The following is a 15706-nucleotide window of genomic DNA, read 5'->3' as shown; positions in this document are numbered from 1 at the left end:
CGGGCGACGGTCTGCCATGCGCGAACGCCCGCGGCGGGGCGGCTCAGGGCGTCGGGACGGCTGGTTGGCGAAGGAGTTCGCCGCCCCCGCCCAGACCATCGCGACGCGCTGGCGCCTGCGGCTGTCGAGCGCCTCGGCCTCCACCGTCAGGCTGCCGAGCCCGATGGGGATGCGCGGCACCGGGCTCCGGCGGGAGGGACGGGGAATCCTGGCCACAGCCCGGCGCGGACCGGATGCGGGGAATGCGCGAAACCCCGCGCGAGGCCGAATGCGTGTGCCCGATCAGCAACTTAATGGCCGCGCGTCTCTCCGTGGGCCTTCATCCGCGACCGCCCTATTTTCGTGCCGGGTGCGGCGTCGTTGCCCCGAGCCCCCGTTTCGAGCGCCCTTCCCCGGAGACCCTCAGCCCCTTGCCGATGCGCCCCTCACGAATCGTCCCCCTCGTGGTCGCCACCGCTCTGTTCATGGAGAACACCGATTCGACGGTGATCGCCACGGCGCTGCCGACCATCGCGAAAAGCCTCGGGGAGGATCCGATCGCGCTCAAGCTCGCGCTGACCTCCTATCTCGTCAGTCTGGCGATCTTCATCCCGATCAGCGGCTGGATGGCCGACCGCTACGGCTCCCGCACCGTGTTCCGGGCGGCGCTCTGCGTGTTCATGGCGGGCTCGCTCGCCTGCGCGGCATCCGGCGGGCTCGCAGGCTTCGTGGCCGCGCGCTTCCTCCAGGGACTCGGCGGGGCGATGATGGTGCCGGTCGGGCGCCTCGTGATCCTGCGCAGCGTGCCGAAATCCGAGCTCGTCTCGGCGCTCGCCTACCTGACGATTCCCGCGCTGATCGGCCCGATCATGGGGCCGCCGCTCGGCGGGCTCATCACGACATGGCTCGACTGGCGCTGGATCTTCTTCATCAACATCCCCATCGGCCTCATGGGGCTGGTGCTGGCGAGCCTGTATTTCGAGAACCTGCGCGAGCCGGAACGGCCGCCGCTCGATCTCGCCGGCTTCCTGCTGCTCGGGCCCGGACTCGCGTGGGTGATGCTGGGGCTCGCCTCCACCGGCCGCCACCTGCTGCCGGACTGGGTCTCGTGGTGCTGCCTCGGCGGCGGGGCGGCGCTGCTGGCGCTCTATTTCCGGCATTCGCGCGCCGTCGCGCATCCGGTGCTGAGGCTCGACCTGATGCGCTTCCCCACCTTCCGCGCGGCGGTGACGGGAGGGAGCCTCTTCCGCATCGGCACCGGGGCGATCCCGTTCCTGCTGCCGCTGATGTTGCAGATCGGCTTCGGGCTCGATCCGCTGCAATCGGGGCTCATCACCTTCGCCGCCGCCGCCGGGGCGCTGTTCGTGAAGACCATCGGCCCGCGCATCCTGCGCCGCTTCGGCTTCCGCCGGGTGATGGTCACGAACGCCCTCGCGGCGGCCGCCTTCCTGGCGATCAACGGAGCCTTCACGGCGCAGACGCCGCATTGGCTGATCGTGTCGCTGCTCTTCCTCGGCGGCTGCCTGCGCTCGTTGCAGTTCACCTGCGTGAACGCCATCGCCTATGCCGATATCGAGGCCCGCGACATGAGCGCGGGCACGAGCCTGGCGAGCGTCGCCCAGCAGCTCTCGCTCAGCCTCGGCGTGACGCTGGGCGCGCTGGCGCTCGAAGGGGCCGCCGCCTGGCACGGGCGCGCGGCCATCGCGGCGCAGGATTTCGGGCCGGCCTTCCTCGCGGTGGCGCTGATCTCGGCGGCGTCCGTCTTCGCCTTCCGCACCCTGGCGCCGGATGCGGGGGCGGAGGTCTCGGGCCAGCGCATCGTCGCGGCCACCGCGCCGAAGCCTGTGGCCTGATCCCTCAGGCGGCGGCGCGGGCCGGGGCGCGGCCGGACGAGGAGCGCTTGCGGGCCGGCTGTCGGCCAGCGCCCTTCTTCGGCGCGGGCAGGAGGCTGCCCAGCCGGACGCCGTGCCAGCTCCAGGCGCCCGGCCCGGTCAGGGCGTAGACGAGCAGGCCGCCGGCAAGCCCGAGATCGGCCAGGAACAACGCCCGCTCGGCGACCATCGCCGCGCCGGAGAACAGCCAGAACGGGTGCAGCACCGGCGCCGTCAGCGCGGCGAAGCCCGCGAGCGCCAGCCCGGTGACGCGGGGCAGCACGCCGAGCATCAGCGCCAGCGGTCCGAACACCTGCACCACCACCGCGAGCGTCGCCACGGCGTTCGGCGCGGGCACGGAAGCGCCCGCCAGCGTCAGGGCGAAGCCCGAGACGTTGAGCGCGCGGGCGATGCCGGTCGGCAGCAGCGCCGCCGCGAGCAGCAGGCGGGCGAGAAGCAGCGTGGCGTCCTGTGCGCGGCCTGTCACGGTCGATCTCCGGGCGGGAATTCCTCTGGAGGAGGCTCCCGCATCCGGCTGAAGGCCGCGTTAAGGCAGGGCGTCGCCGCCCATGGGGATGCTACCCCGAGACGCCGCCGCGAAAGAGCTTCCCGTGCTCGGTCCAGGCCACCACCAGCAGGGCAAGCCCTCCGAGGGCCGCGTAGCCGATGCCGATGGGCAGCGTCGAGCCGTCGAAGGCGGCGCCGATGACGTAGCCGCAGCTCGCCCCCAGCATGGTCGTGTAGAAGCCCAGGAACGAGGAGGCGGTGCCGGCGATGCTGCCCAGCGGCTGCAACGCCAGCGCGTTGAAGTTCGGCATGGCGAAGCTGATGAGGAACTGGTTCAGCGACAGCACGGCGAGGAACACCGGCAGCGGCGGCTTGCCGGCATAGGCGAGCCCGAGCCCGACCTGAACGAGCCCCACCGCCACGAAGGCCGCCGTGCCCGCATGCGACAGGGTCCGCATGCCGAGCGTGCGCACGAGGCGGGCGTTCACCAGGGTCGCGGTGCCCATGGCGCCGGCGACCAGCCCGAAGGCGAGCGGAAACAGCGGGCCGAGCCGGTAGAGCCCCGTATCGAAGAGCTGCTGGGCCGAGCCGACATAGCCCATGATGCAGCCCGTCATCAGACCGAGCGCGGTGGCGTAGCCGATGGCGACGCGGGTGCGCAGGGTCAGCATCACCGCCTGCCCCGTGGCCGAGAGCGAGAGCGGCCGCCTGTATTCCGGGTGCAGGGTCTCCGGCATGCGCGCCGTGAACCAGACGGCGAGGACCGCGGCCAGCACCAGCATCGAGACGAAGACATAGGTCCAGGAGCCGAACGACAGCATCAGGCCGCCGACGGCCGGCGCCACCATGGGCACGATGAGGAAGACCATCATGATGAGCGACATCACGCTCGCCATCTCGCGGCCCGCGAAACGGTCGCGCACGATGGCGGTGGAGAGCACGCGCCCCCCGGCCGCGCCGAGCCCCTGGATGACGCGGGCGGCGAGCAGCCATTCGAAGGACGGGGCCGCCATGGCGAGCGCGCAGCCCGCCGCGTAGAGCGCGAGGCTCGCCAGGAAGACCGGACGGCGGCCATAGGTGTCGGAGACCGGGCCGTAGACCACCTGCGCCAGCCCGAACCCGATCATGTAGACATAGACGAGGAGCTGCGCCCGGTTCGGGTCGGACAGCCCGAAATGCGCCTCGATGACGGGGAAGGCCGGCAGCAGGTTGTCGATGGACATCGCCGTGACCGCCATCATCAGCGCGACGATGGCGACGAACTCGGCGAAGCCCGGTCCGTTCCAGGCCCGCGCGGTCTCGGTCGCGGGGGGATGTTCGAGCGGAGCTGCCACGTCTTGAACCCTGAACCGCCACCCGGCCGCCGGCCGGCCCACGGCGCGGGAGCCCTCGGAGCTTTCCGTGGCGGGGGTGTGGCGGCCGTCATGCGGGAGCCGCAATGCCGTCCGACCTCTCGCTCCGATGGCGGGACACGGCGGAGGGCGGACGAGGGTGGGCCAGGGACGCTTCGCCGCCTGTCTGGCGGTCCTTCTCCTGGCGCTCCCGCTGCCGGGAACGACGAGGGCCGCCCCCGCCGAAAGCCCGGCGCCCTACGCGCAGCGCGCCGCCGCCCTGATCGAGCCCTATCTCGAAGCCGGGCTGTTCTCCGGCGCGATCCTGGTGGCGAGAGACGGCAAGCCGATCTTCCGGCGCGCCTACGGGCTCGCCAACCGGGAATGGGGCATCCCGAACGGGCTCGACACCCGCTTCCGCATCGCCTCGCTCACCAAGGCGTTCACGGCGGCCGCGATCCTCCAGCTCGCGGAGGCCGGCAAGCTCGGGCTCGACGACCCCGTCCGCCGCTTCGTGCCCGACGCCCCCGCGATCTGGGAGCGCGTCACCCTGCGCCACCTGCTCCAGCACAGCTCCGGCATCATCAACTACACGGCGCTGCCGAGCTACCTGCCGAAGCTGTCGCGCATCGAGCAGAGCCCCTCCGAGATCGTGGCGCTGACCACGGCCGAGCCGCTGCTGTTCGAGCCGGGCACCCGGTTCGAGTACAGCAACACCAACTACGTCCTGCTCGGCATGACGGTGGAGGCGGCCTCCGGCCTGCCCTACGCCCGCTACCTCCGGGAGCGCCTGATCGGCCCGCTGGGCCTCAAGGACACCGATTACGACGACGTCTCCGCCATCCTGCCGCGCCGCGCATCCGGCTACCGGCGCGGCCAGGCGCAATGGCGCAACGCCGCGCCGACCGCCTCCAGCGTGCCCTACGCCGCCGGGGGCCTCTACTCGACCGTCGACGATCTCGCCGCCTGGATCCGCGCGCTGCTCTCCGACAAGCTGCTCTCGCCGGCCTCCCGCGAGGCGATGTTCACGGATGGCGGCTTCGGCTACGGGCTCGGCTGGTTCGTCGGCAAAGGAAACGAGCGCAGGCTGTGGTCGCATGGCGGCTCGATTCCGGGATATCTCGCCATGGCCGACATCTATCCAGACGAGCGGCTGAGCGTGATCGTGCTCGCCAACACCGAGACGGCCCCCGCGCAGAAGATGGCGCGCGAGCTCGCCGCGCTCCAGTTCGGCACCCTCGACCGCCCGGAGGCGATCGTGCTGGAGGACGTGATCCTCGACCGCTACGTCGGCACCTACCGGGTCGGCCCGCGCTACTTCCTGACGATCGCGCGCGACGGCGGCCGGCTGATCGCGCGCGGCACGGGGGAGGCGCCCTATCCGTTCCTGCCGGAGAGCGACCGCACCTTCTTCTCCCCCGTGGTCGACTCGCGCATCACCTTCGAGACCGAGCCGGACGGGAGCCGCACCGGCCTCGTCCTGCACCGCGCCGGGCACGACTGGACCGCCCCGCCCGTCGATGCCGAGGAGGAGCGGCGCGTGCTCTCCGAGCCCCCGAAGGAGCATCGGGAGATCGCCCTCGACCGCGCGGCTCTGGCGCGCCAGCTCGGACGCTACGCGCTGGCACCCGGCGTCGTGCTCACCATCGGCCTCTCGCCGCGCGGCCAGCCCTACGCGCAGGCCACCGGCCAGGCCCGCAACGCGATCTACGCGGAAGGTCCGGGGGCGTATTTCATGAAGACCCTCGACGCGCAGATCAGCTTCGCCGCCGACGCCTCGGGCCGCGTCACCGGCCTGGTGCTGCGCCAGAACGGCCTCGACACGCCGGCGCCCCGCCTCGGCGGCGAGGAGGCCGCGCCGAAGCGGCGTTGACGCCGGAGAGCCGGTCGCGCCGCCGGCCGAAGCGGTCTACACTCGCCGCGTCGGCCCCGCCGGCGGAAGCGGAGACCATCCCTTCGCTGTCGTCGCGCGGCTTCAAGAACAACGATCCGGCGCAAAGACTTGCCGCGGCGCACAACGATTTGGCCTAAAGTCCACCTTGATCTGAGGGGGCTTTCGCCATTGGCTGCGCCCGAGCCGGACACAAGGCAAACAACCAACAGACCCTGGAGGATACCCCATGAACAAGCCGGAATTCCTGGCCGACGCCAAGACCAAATCCCCCTTCGCGGCGCGCTACGAGAACTTCATCGGCGGCCAGTGGGTGGCCCCCGTGGCCGGCCGCTACTTCGAGAACACCTCGCCCATCACCGGCAAGGTCATCTGCGAGGTGGCCCGCTCGGACGCGCAGGACATCGAGAAGGCCCTCGACGCGGCCCATGCCGCCAAGGACGCCTGGGCCCGCACCGCGCCGTCCGAGCGCGCCCGCATCCTGCTCAAGATCGCCGACCGGATGGAGGAGAACCTCGACCTGATCGCGCTCGCCGAGACCTGGGACAACGGCAAGCCGATCCGCGAGACGACGCATGCCGACATCCCGCTCGCCATCGACCACTGGCGCTACTTCGCCGGCTGCGTGCGCGCCCAGGAAGGCTCGATCTCCGAGATCGACCACGACACCGTGGCCTATCACTTCCACGAGCCCCTCGGCGTCGTCGGTCAGATCATCCCGTGGAACTTCCCCATCCTGATGGCGGTGTGGAAGCTCGCCCCCGCGCTGGCCGCCGGCAACTGCGTCGTGCTGAAGCCCGCCGAGCAGACCCCGGCCTCGATCCTCGTGGTGGCCGAGCTGATCGGCGACCTGCTGCCGCCGGGCGTGCTCAACATCGTCAACGGCTTCGGCCTGGAGGCCGGCAAGCCGCTCGCCTCGAACCCGCGCATCTCCAAGATCGCCTTCACGGGTGAGACGACCACCGGCCGCCTCATCATGCAGTACGCCTCGCAGAACCTGATCCCGGTGACGCTGGAGCTCGGCGGCAAGTCGCCGAACATCTTCTTCGCCGACGTCGCCAACGAGGACGACGACTTCCTCGACAAGGCGCTCGAGGGCTTCACCATGTTCGCCCTCAACCAGGGCGAGGTCTGCACCTGCCCGAGCCGCGCGCTCGTGCACGAGTCGATCTACGACCGCTTCATGGAGCGCGCCGTCAAGCGCGTCGAGGCGATCACCCAGGGCTCGCCCCTCGATCCGGCGACCATGATCGGCGCGCAGGCTTCCTCGGAGCAGCTCGAGAAGATCCTCTCCTATGTCGATATCGGCAAGCAGGAGGGCGCCGAGCTGCTCACCGGCGGCGAGCGCGGCCGGCGCGAGGGCGAGCTCGCCGAGGGCTTCTACATGACGCCCACGGTGTTCCGCGGCCACAACAAGATGCGCATCTTCCAGGAGGAGATCTTCGGGCCCGTCCTGTCGGTCACGACCTTCAAGGACGACGCGGAGGCGCTCTCCATCGCCAACGACACGCTCTACGGCCTCGGCGCCGGCGTCTGGACCCGCGACGGGACCCGCGCCTACCGCTTCGGCCGGGCGATCCAGGCCGGCCGCGTCTGGACGAACTGCTACCACGCCTATCCGGCCCACGCGGCCTTCGGCGGCTACAAGCAGTCCGGCATCGGCCGCGAGACCCACAAGATGATGCTCGACCACTATCAGCAGACGAAGAACATGCTCGTCAGCTACTCCGCCAAGAAGCTCGGCTTCTTCTAAGAGGTTTCCCCCCGAGACCGCCTTCAGCCCCGGCCGCGAGGTCGGGGCTTTTTTCGTCTCCCCTCCTTCGCGAGGGAAGGAGCGATTTGGACTTTCGCGCCTCGGCGCACACATAAGACCAGACAGACAAGCCGGGAGATCACGCCATGACGGAGACCGTCCTCAGCACGGCCACCAAGACGCTCGATCCCGTCACCGCCGATCAGGCCGGCGTGGACGGCACGCCGCTCCGGGTCACGGCGACGCCGATGGCGCTGGAGCTCATCGGGGAACTCCAGGCCGAGTACGGGCCGGTGATGTTCCACCAGTCGGGCGGCTGCTGCGACGGCTCCTCGCCCATGTGCTATCCGGTGGGGGACTTCATCACCGGCGACGGCGACGTGCATCTCGGCCAGGTCGGGGGGGCGGATTTCTTCATCTCGCGCTCCCAGTTCGAGGTCTGGAAGCACACCCACATCATGCTCGACGTGGTGAACGGGCGCGGCGGGATGTTCTCCCTGGAAAACGGCCGCGAGAAGCGCTTCCACATCCGCTCGCGGCTGTTCTCCCAAGCCGAGAACGACGCGCTCGCGGGCGCCTGCCGGATCTAGAACGGCATCCGATCGGTTGGAAACCTGTATCGCGGCAGGCGGCTGCGAGACGGATACGGCCTTCGTCGGAGAGGTCATCGTCGCGCGGGGCGACAATGGTCGTCCGAAGGGCGTCGCGGGTCCGGGCCGCAACCCTGCGCGGCAACCCCATCGGATCGGCGAAGAGCTGCGCGACGAGGCTCGGAATTCGCCAATCGGTATTTATACTATATTCGACTTCCCGTCACGCAAGTAAATTGTGCCTAGATAGATGATGCGGCGCGCGAAGAGTGCTCGAAACACGCGATCAGCATGTCTGTCAGAACTCTTACCTTCAGAGCCGGATGCTGATCGGAGGGGCGGACGACATAGATGCCCGCCGGCGGAGGGGGATGACGTGTCATCACGGGAACGAGCGCGCCGGACGCCAGATATTCGTCGGTGAGGCCGTCCGGGAGGTAGCCGATCCCGAGCCCCGCGACCGCGGCCGCCACGAGAGCCGTGCCGTTGTCGGCCTTGAAGCGCCCTTGGGGATGAACCGTGACGATCCTGTCGCCGTCCATCAACTGCCAGGATTCCGTGCCCTGCATCAGAGCCTGATGGTCGAGCAGGTCTTCGGGCGTTTCGGGCGACCCGTGCGCTTCGATATAGGCCGGACTCGCCACAAGCTTCCCGTAGATCGGTCCGACACGCCGGGAGAGAAGATTGGAATCCGGGAGATAGCCGACCCGGATCGCGCAATCGTACCCTTCCGCGACGAGATCGACGAAGCGATCCGTGTAGCTGGTGTGGATGTGAAGCCGGGGATGGAGCCGCGCCATGTCCGCGATCACGGACGCCACATGCGTCGGCCCGAAGGACAAAGGCGCTGCAATGCGCAAGCGTCCGCGAAGCTCGCCGGTGGGCAGGATCGTTTCCCTGGCCGAATCGATCTCGGCGCAGGCCCTGGCGGCATGATCCCGAAAGGTGACACCCGCTTCCGTCAGCGCGGCGCCTCGGGTGGTTCGCGCGAGAAGCCGCACGCCCAGCTCGGCCTCGAGCCGTAGCAGCCGCCGGCTGACGATCGACTTGGAAACGCCGAGCCGGCGCGCGGCGCCCGACACGCCTCGGGCGTCGGCCACCTCCACGAATGTCCGCAGCTCCTCGATGTTCACGTCGGCGTTCCCCATCGCGCGACACAGCGTGGCACGAACGAGCGCTACCTGATCGCAAACGTGGATGACAAGGTTCGCTCAGACAGCGCTCAGCCCGCGCATGTCTTTTGGCAAACGAGCCTCCCCACAAAGTCATCCGAGGATTTCATGAGCTTCCGCAACGGTCTCGCTTCGCTTCTTCGTCCCGAAGATTCCGTGCTCGTCCTGATAGACCACCAGCCCTACCAGCTCGCCAACCTGAACAGCCATGATCCGCAGACGGTGGTCAACAACGCGACGGCTCTGGCGAAGGCCGCTAGGGCTTTCGATGTTCCCACCATCCTCACGAGCGTGATCGCCGATCGGGGCGGTCTCATCTTCCCGCAGATCACCGACGTGTTCCCCGGCCAGGAGGTGATCGACCGGACCTTCATCAACACCTGGGAAGACAGGCAGGTGGTGGACGCGGTCAAGGCGACCGGCCGCAAGCAGCTCATCATCGCCGGGTTGTGGACCGAGATCTGCGTCGCGATGCCCGCGATCCAGGCTCTCGGCGAAGGCTGGGACGTGACGGTCATCACCGATGCGTCGGGCGCCGTGTCGGTCGAGGCGCATCAGGTCGCGATCCAGCGCATGATCGCCGCCGGCGCGAACATGATGACCTGGCTGGCGTTGGCGGCCGAATGGCAGCGCGACTGGGCGCGGATGGAAACGGCCGCCGCGCTGACGGAGGTGATCAAGTATCACGCCGCCGGAAGCGGCATCGCGTATCTGTGGGAGCAGCAGCTTCTCAACACGCCGGCGCCGAGCACCGCGAGCTGATCCGTATCACGCTCTCGGGATGGTATCGGGACGATGAACGGGGCGACCGGCCGGCCCTTCAGGCCGCCGGCGCCGCCTGGGCCGCCATCCGGCCGCTCGCCGCCGCGCCCATGAGCAGGGACAACTCGCGGGCCGCCGCCGCGACACGGTCGGCCACCAGGGCGTCGACGACGGCGCCGGCGACGATCTCGTCGGCCCCGGCATAGACCGAGGTCGGCGCGATATGCGCGGCGAAGAAGCCGAAGAGCGGACGTAGGCCGTGCTCGACCACCAGCGCGTGGCGCAGGCCGCCGCCGGTCGCGGTCAGGGCCACGGGCTTGCCCGCCAGCGCCGCCGGATCGACGAAATCGAAGACGTGCTTGAACAGGCCCGAATAGGAGCCTTGGTGGACCGGCGTGCCCACGATGAGCGCGTCGGCGCCCTCGATGGCCTCGATGATCCGGGCCGCCGGCAGCGGCAGCGCCGCCCGGCTGGTGGCGCCGAGGCCGGGGCCTGCGTCAAGCAGGTCGAACACCTTCACCTCGACGCAGCGGTGGCGCGCCACCTCCGCCGCGACCGCCTCCACGAGACCGCGGGTGCGCGACGGGCGGTTGGTGCTCGCGGAAAAGGCGACGAGGCGGGGCATGGTCACGCTCCAGGTCTCAGGTCGTGGGTCGGCGGTGCTTCCGGGACGGAGCGCCGCATGGGCCCTCCGTCAGCAAGGGGTGGACCGCGCGGAATCGTCCCGATCCGGTGCGAAAACGGGCTCCGGCGGCTCCAGCCGTCCCGTCGGGGGGCGGATCAGCCGATGAAGCGCCACACGCTGGTGCGCTTGACCTCGGCGTCCTCGAGCGAGCGCATCACCGGCACCTCGTAGGTCGCGAGCTTCTCGAGCCGCTCCTTCGGCAGGTAGGCGCGGCCGGGATCGCCGATCAGCACCGTCGCGCCCGCCGCATGCAGGTTACCCAGCCAGTCCGCCACCCGCCCCGCGAGGTCGCGCTCGTAGAAGATGTCGGCGGCGAAGACGAGGGACTGGCTCGGGCGGGTGCCGACGAGGTCGGCGCGCAGGGGCGCGATCCGCTCCGCCACGCCGTTCAGCGCCGCGTTGAGGCCGATGGCCGGGATGGCGAAGGGATCGAGATCGCTGGCGACCACCCGCGTCGCGCCGGCTTTGGCCGCCGCGATGGCGACGAGGCCCGAGCCGGAGGCGAAATCGAGCGCCTCCCGGCCCGCCGCGACCGCGGGATGGTCCAGCACGTAGCGGGCGAGGGCCTGCCCGCCCGCCCAGGCGAAGGCCCAGAACGGCGGCGGCAGGCCGATCTCCTCCAGCGCCTCCTCGGTCTTCTCCCACAGCGCGGTCGCCTCGTCGGCGAGATGCAGGGAGATCTCCGGCGCATGCGGGACCGGCAGCACGGCGGTATGGGCGCGGATGAAGGCGAGCGGATCGTCGGCCGGTCTCATGATCCGAACAGTTCGCGATAGAGGCCGCAGACCGCCCCGGCGACCGCCGCTTCCGTGAAGCCGCCGGAGAGGATGCGGGCGCGGGCGGCCGCGCCGAGGCGCGCCACGAGAGCCGGATCGGCGGCGAGCCGCGACAGCGCATCCGCCAGCGCCGGCGCATCGCCCGGCGGCACCAGAAAGCCTTCCACGCCGTCGCGGACCAGGGTCCGGCAGCCGGGCACGTCGGTGGTGAGGAGGGGGCGGCCGCAGGAGGCCGCCTCCAGCAGCGTGCGCGGCAGGCCCTCCCCGCCCCGCGAGGGCAGGCAGGCGACGTGGCGTCCGGCCCAGACCGAGGCCGGGTCGCGGGTCGGTCCGGCCCAGGCGATCCCGTCGCGGGACCAGTCCCGCAACGTCGCCTCGGGGACGGCGCGGCGGTTCGAGGGGTCGGGAGCGCCGAACAGGTCGAGCTCCACCGCGACGCCCCGCCCGCGCGCCAGCCGCACCGCCTCGACGGCGACGTCGATGCCCTTCGACCACAGCATGCGCGACACGATTCCGACCTTGAGCGGCGGCTGCGCCGGGAGCGGCGCGGGCGCGAAGGCGTCCGGGTCGACGCCGGCTCCCCCGACCACGGTGACGGCGGTGTCCGCCGGATCGAGCCCGAGCGCCACGGCATCGTCCGGGTTCTCGAACAGGAAGCGGGTCTTTCGCGACGATAGCGCGCCCCGGATGAGGTGGCGCAGGCCGGTGCGGGCGAGCTTTCCGGCACGGTCGCCGCGCGCGCCGATCAGCCCGAGCCCGGTGAGCGCGTAGACCCGCGCCGGCACCCCCGCCATCGCCGCCGCCGTGCCGCCGACGAGGATCGAGCGCAGCGCGATGCAGTGGACGATATCGGCCTTCAGCGCCTTCAGGATCGCCGCGAGCTGGCCCGCCGCGTAACCCGCCGCCATCGGGTTGAGGCTGGAGCGCTCCGCCTCCAGCGGCACCACGCGGGCCCCCGTCGCCTCGATGGCCGCGCGATGGTCGCGCACCCGCGTCACCACCGCCACCGACAGGCCCATCGCCACGGCCGCCCGCGCCATGGGAAGGAAGTGCGAGGCGAAGAACCAGTCCTCGGTGACGACGAAGACGAGGGTCTTCATCGGGACGGGCACGGGCGGGGCGGCGGTTTCCATGCCCGCCGCTCTACCACGGGGAGCGGACACGGAGGCGACGATGTTGAGGGAAGCACAGGGGGAGCCCGCGATCCGCCCGTTCCGGGAGGCCGACAGGGCGGCGGTGACGGCGCTCTGGCGGCGCTGCGGCCTCGTGGTGCCGTATAACGACCCCGACGCGGATATCGACCTCGCCGCCGGCCGCGAGAATTCCGACATCCTCGTCGGCCTGCTCGACCGCGAGCGGATCGTCGCCTCGGCCATGGTCGGGCATGACGGGCACCGGGGCTGGCTCTACTATGTCGCGGTCGATCCCGACCACCGCCGCCGTGGCTTCGCCCGCGCCATCGTCGGGGCTTGCGAGGACTGGCTGCGCGCTCGCGGCATCCGCAAGGCGCACCTCCTGATCCGCGAGACCAACACCCAGGTGCGCACGGTCTACGAGGCGCTGGGCTGGCGGGAGGCGCCCCGCATCATGATGGAGCGCTGGCTCTGAGCCGGCGCCGGAACAGCCGCCGTCCTGCCCGGTTGATCTCCGCCGGAGCAAGGAAGACGAGGACATGGCGGCCGAGGATGCGCTTTCGGAGATCGCCGTAGACCCGCGCGACGCGGCGGCGGAGGCCGGCCTGCGCTATGTCGACGACGGCATGCCGGGCCTGACCCGGCGCAGGTCCGGCAAGGGCTTCCGCTATCTCGACGCCAAGGGCGCGGCGGTCCGCGACGAGACGACCCTCGCCCGCATCCGCTCGCTCGCCATCCCGCCGGCCTATACCGACGTGTGGATCTGCCCGCGCCGCAACGGCCATATCCAGGCGACCGGCCGCGACGCCAAGGGGCGCAAGCAGTACCGCTACCATCCCGATTTCCGCGAGGCGCGGGAGGCGGCGAAGTTCGGCCACGTCATGGCCTTCGCCGACGCGCTGCCCGGCATCCGCGCGCGCATCGACGCCGACATGGGCCGGCGCGGCCTGCCCCGCGAGAAGGTGCTCGCCACCGTCGTGCATCTCCTCGAGACCACACTGATCCGGGTCGGCAACGACGACTACGCCCGCACCAACCGCAGCTACGGCCTGACGACGCTGCGCGACCCGCATGTGCGGATCGCGGGCTCGGACCTCACCTTCCGGTTCAAGGGCAAGAGCGGCAAGGAGTGGAACCTCTCGCTGAAGGACAGGCGGGTGGCGCGGATCGTGAAGGCCTGCCAGGATCTGCCGGGCCAGGAGCTCTTCCAGTATCTCGACGGGGACGGGACGCGCCGCGACGTCACCTCCGGCGACGTGAACGACTACCTGCGCGAAATCACCGGCCAGGACATCACCGCCAAGGACTTCCGCACCTGGGCCGGCACCGTGCTCGCCGCGCTGGCCCTGCGCGAATTCGAGAGCTTCGACAGCGAGGCGGTGGCCAAGAAGAACGTCCGTTCGGCCATCGAGGCGGTGGCGGCCCGGCTCGGCAACACGCCGACCATCTGCCGCAAGTGCTACATCCATCCGCAACTGATCGACTGCTATCTCGAAGGCGGCCTGCTGCTTCAGGTGAAGGACGCCGTCGAGACCGAGCTCAGCGAGGAGCTCGCCAGCCTGCGGCCGGAGGAGGCGGCGGTGCTGAGCCTCCTGCGCAACCGCCTCGACGGGCCGAAGGCCCCCGTGCGAAGCGCCCGCAAATCCGGCGCCCGCGCAGGCTCCAAGCCGCAACGGCCCAAGCCGAAGGGCCGCCGGGCGGCCTGATCCGCGCACATCGAACCGTCACGCTTCTGGCATCGGCATTGCGTAGGAGGAAACCTCGACGCAGGCCGAGGAGGAGTGCCCGTTGAGGAAGGTTCCCGCCGGCGTCGGCCCGAAATACCCGCAGGTCGTGGTGCTGGTCGGCGCCACCGGCGACCTCGCGCGGCGCAAGCTGCTGCCGGGGCTGTTCCATCTCGCCTGCGCCGGCTTCATCCCGGCGCTGCGCGTCATCGGCGTCTCCCTGGACGATCTCGACGCGGACAGCTTCCGCACCTTCGCGCGAAAAGCCCTCGGCGAGTTCTTCGCCCGCACCGTCACCGACGCGGACTGGGACGCCTTCGCGGAAACCCTCGACTACGTGCCCCTCTCAGCCGGCGCCGACGCGCTGAAGGCGGCGGTGGACCGGGCCGAGGCGAGCTTCGAGGGCGAATGCCGCCGGCTGCATTATCTCAGCGTGCCGCCGGCCGCCGCGCTCTCCGTGGTGCGGCTGCTCGGCGAGGCGGGGCTCGTCGAGCGCTCGCGCATCGTCATGGAGAAGCCCTTCGGCACGGACCTGGAGAGCGCCGTCTCGCTGAACGCCAAGCTCCACGACGTTTTCGCCGAGGACCAGATCTTCCGCATCGACCATTTCCTCGGCAAGGAGCCGGCCCAGAACATCCTCGCCTTCCGCTTCGCCAACGGGCTGTTCGAGCCGATCTGGAACCGCAACTTCATCGACCACGTCCAGATCGACGTGCCCGAGACCCTCGGCCTCGGCCAGCGCGCCGGCTTCTACGAGGCCACCGGCGCCTATCGCGACATGGTGGTGACGCATCTGTTCCAGATCCTCGCCTTCATGGCGATGGAACCGCCGACCTCGCTGGAACCGGTCCCCATCGGCGAGGAGAAGAACAAGGTCTTCCGCTCGATGCTGCCCATCGCGCCGCGCGACGTCGTGCGCGGGCAGTATATCGGCTACCGCCAGGAGGAGGGCGTCGACCCGCAGTCGGACACCGAGACCTTCATCGCGCTCAAATGCTCCATCGACAACTGGCGCTGGGCCGGGGTGCCGTTCTTCCTGCGCACGGGCAAGCGGCTGGCGGAGGGCCAGCGCATCATCTCCATCGCCTTCCGCGAACCGCCCAAGAGCATGTTCCCGGCGGGCTCCGGCGTGGGCGCGCAGGGGCCGGACCACCTCACCTTCGATCTCGCCGACGCCTCGAAGATGTCGCTGTCCTTCTACGGCAAGCGCCCCGGCCCCGGCATGCGGCTCGACAAGCTGAGCCTCCAGTTCGCCATGCGCGACACCGGGCTGATCGGCGAGGTGCTGGAGGCCTACGAGCGCCTGATCCTCGACGCCATGCGCGGCGACCACACCCTGTTCACCACCGCCGAGGGCATCGAGCGGCTCTGGGAGGTCTCCACCGCGCTCCTCGAGGAGCCGCCACCCGTGCGCCTCTACGAGCCCGGCTCCTGGGGCCCGAAATCGATCCACCAGCTCGTCGCGCCCCATGCCTGGCGCCTGCCCTTCGAGCGCTCCTGGCGAGACCCGAACGCCACCGGGAGCTGACAGG

14 protein-coding genes and 1 pseudogene are annotated in these 15706 nt (G+C 70.5%); 8 read left to right on the top strand and 7 right to left on the bottom strand.

The window, feature by feature from the left end; genetic code table 11:
• Positions 1 to 60 precede the first annotated feature (60 nt).
• Positions 61 to 183, bottom strand: a pseudogene (locus ACP56T_RS06025) (DUF3313 domain-containing protein); the annotation flags it as partial.
• A gap of 233 nt (positions 184 to 416) precedes the next feature.
• Between ACP56T_RS06025 and ACP56T_RS06020 the strand changes: the two are divergent.
• Positions 417 to 1832 (top strand): MFS transporter, encoded by a 1416-nt coding sequence (locus ACP56T_RS06020; RefSeq protein WP_430911238.1) that lies wholly within the window; start codon positions 417 to 419, stop codon positions 1830 to 1832.
• 4 nt (positions 1833 to 1836) lie between these two features.
• Here the strand turns inward: ACP56T_RS06020 and ACP56T_RS06015 are convergent, their stop codons facing one another.
• On the bottom strand, positions 1837 to 2337 hold the full coding sequence (locus tag ACP56T_RS06015; RefSeq protein ID WP_430911209.1) for a DoxX family protein: 501 nt from the start codon (positions 2335 to 2337) through the stop codon (positions 1837 to 1839).
• Between the two features lie 91 nt (positions 2338 to 2428).
• On the bottom strand, positions 2429 to 3691 hold the full coding sequence (locus ACP56T_RS06010) for a multidrug effflux MFS transporter (protein ID WP_430911208.1): 1263 nt from the start codon (positions 3689 to 3691) through the stop codon (positions 2429 to 2431).
• Positions 3692 to 3848: 157 nt separating this feature from the next.
• On the opposite strand from ACP56T_RS06010, the gene ACP56T_RS06005 reads away from it, so the two are divergent.
• The 3 genes from ACP56T_RS06005 (at position 3849) to ACP56T_RS05995 (ending at position 7922) form a co-directional block, all read left to right on the top strand.
• A complete protein-coding gene (locus ACP56T_RS06005) occupies positions 3849 to 5561 on the top strand; it encodes a serine hydrolase (RefSeq protein WP_430911207.1) in 1713 nt (570 codons plus the stop codon).
• A 247-nt stretch (positions 5562 to 5808) separates the two neighbouring features.
• Positions 5809 to 7332, top strand: coding sequence for an aldehyde dehydrogenase (adh, locus tag ACP56T_RS06000; protein WP_430911206.1), 1524 nt, complete (start codon positions 5809 to 5811; stop codon positions 7330 to 7332).
• A gap of 146 nt (positions 7333 to 7478) precedes the next feature.
• On the top strand, positions 7479 to 7922 hold the full coding sequence (locus tag ACP56T_RS05995; protein WP_430911205.1) for a DUF779 domain-containing protein: 444 nt from the start codon (positions 7479 to 7481) through the stop codon (positions 7920 to 7922).
• Between the two features lie 242 nt (positions 7923 to 8164).
• Here the strand turns inward: ACP56T_RS05995 and ACP56T_RS05990 are convergent, their stop codons facing one another.
• Positions 8165 to 9055 carry a LysR family transcriptional regulator gene (locus ACP56T_RS05990; protein WP_430911204.1) on the bottom strand — a complete coding sequence of 297 codons (891 nt, stop codon included), beginning with the start codon at positions 9053 to 9055 and terminating at the stop codon, positions 8165 to 8167.
• 147 nt (positions 9056 to 9202) lie between these two features.
• Between ACP56T_RS05990 and ACP56T_RS05985 the strand changes: the two genes are divergently transcribed.
• Positions 9203 to 9856, top strand: coding sequence for a hydrolase (locus tag ACP56T_RS05985; RefSeq protein WP_430911203.1), 654 nt, complete (start codon positions 9203 to 9205; stop codon positions 9854 to 9856).
• A gap of 58 nt (positions 9857 to 9914) precedes the next feature.
• Here the strand turns inward: ACP56T_RS05985 and ACP56T_RS05980 are convergent, their stop codons facing one another.
• The 3 genes from ACP56T_RS05980 to ACP56T_RS05970 form a co-directional block, all read right to left on the bottom strand.
• Positions 9915 to 10481 (bottom strand): NAD(P)H-dependent oxidoreductase, encoded by a 567-nt coding sequence (locus tag ACP56T_RS05980; protein WP_430911237.1) that lies wholly within the window; start codon positions 10479 to 10481, stop codon positions 9915 to 9917.
• A gap of 155 nt (positions 10482 to 10636) precedes the next feature.
• Positions 10637 to 11296, bottom strand: coding sequence for a class I SAM-dependent methyltransferase (locus tag ACP56T_RS05975; protein WP_430911202.1), 660 nt, complete (start codon positions 11294 to 11296; stop codon positions 10637 to 10639).
• Positions 11293 to 12450, bottom strand: a complete 1158-nt coding sequence (locus ACP56T_RS05970) for a glycosyltransferase family 4 protein (RefSeq protein ID WP_430911201.1) — start codon at positions 12448 to 12450, stop codon at positions 11293 to 11295. Before ACP56T_RS05970 ends, ACP56T_RS05975 begins: the two co-directional genes overlap by 4 nt.
• A 40-nt stretch (positions 12451 to 12490) precedes the next feature.
• On the opposite strand from ACP56T_RS05970, the gene ACP56T_RS05965 reads away from it, so the two are divergent.
• From ACP56T_RS05965 to zwf, 3 genes are all read left to right on the top strand, one after another.
• The gene (locus ACP56T_RS05965) at positions 12491 to 12925 is read left to right on the top strand and encodes a GNAT family acetyltransferase (RefSeq protein ID WP_430911200.1); all 435 of its coding nucleotides are present in this window, start codon (positions 12491 to 12493) and stop codon (positions 12923 to 12925) included.
• Positions 12926 to 12989: 64 nt separating this feature from the next.
• Positions 12990 to 14156 carry a DNA topoisomerase IB gene (locus tag ACP56T_RS05960; protein WP_430911199.1) on the top strand — a complete coding sequence of 389 codons (1167 nt, stop codon included), beginning with the start codon at positions 12990 to 12992 and terminating at the stop codon, positions 14154 to 14156.
• A gap of 82 nt (positions 14157 to 14238) precedes the next feature.
• Complete coding sequence (zwf, locus tag ACP56T_RS05955) at positions 14239 to 15702, top strand: glucose-6-phosphate dehydrogenase (RefSeq protein ID WP_430911198.1); 1464 nt, start codon at positions 14239 to 14241, stop codon at positions 15700 to 15702.
• The last annotated feature ends 4 nt before the right edge of the window (positions 15703 to 15706 follow it).

Source organism: Methylobacterium endophyticum (assembly GCF_050591105.1).
Classification (GTDB): Bacteria; Pseudomonadota; Alphaproteobacteria; order Rhizobiales; family Beijerinckiaceae; genus Methylobacterium.
The sequence above is the reverse complement of the archived record's forward strand: the minus strand, read 5'-3'. Positions and strand labels throughout refer to the sequence as shown.

Coding starts and splice junctions, on each gene's coding strand:
- ACP56T_RS05965 (WP_430911200.1), top strand. CDS start 12,491: ATGTTGAGGGAAGCACAGGGGGAGCCCGCGATCCGCCCGTTCCGGGAG.
- ACP56T_RS05985 (WP_430911203.1), top strand. CDS start 9,203: ATGAGCTTCCGCAACGGTCTCGCTTCGCTTCTTCGTCCCGAAGATTCC.
- adh (WP_430911206.1), top strand. CDS start 5,809: ATGAACAAGCCGGAATTCCTGGCCGACGCCAAGACCAAATCCCCCTTC.
- ACP56T_RS05970 (WP_430911201.1), bottom strand. CDS start 12,450: ATGGAAACCGCCGCCCCGCCCGTGCCCGTCCCGATGAAGACCCTCGTC.
- ACP56T_RS05960 (WP_430911199.1), top strand. CDS start 12,990: ATGGCGGCCGAGGATGCGCTTTCGGAGATCGCCGTAGACCCGCGCGAC.
- ACP56T_RS05980 (WP_430911237.1), bottom strand. CDS start 10,481: ATGCCCCGCCTCGTCGCCTTTTCCGCGAGCACCAACCGCCCGTCGCGC.
- ACP56T_RS05995 (WP_430911205.1), top strand. CDS start 7,479: ATGACGGAGACCGTCCTCAGCACGGCCACCAAGACGCTCGATCCCGTC.
- ACP56T_RS06020 (WP_430911238.1), top strand. CDS start 417: ATGCGCCCCTCACGAATCGTCCCCCTCGTGGTCGCCACCGCTCTGTTC.
- ACP56T_RS05975 (WP_430911202.1), bottom strand. CDS start 11,296: ATGAGACCGGCCGACGATCCGCTCGCCTTCATCCGCGCCCATACCGCC.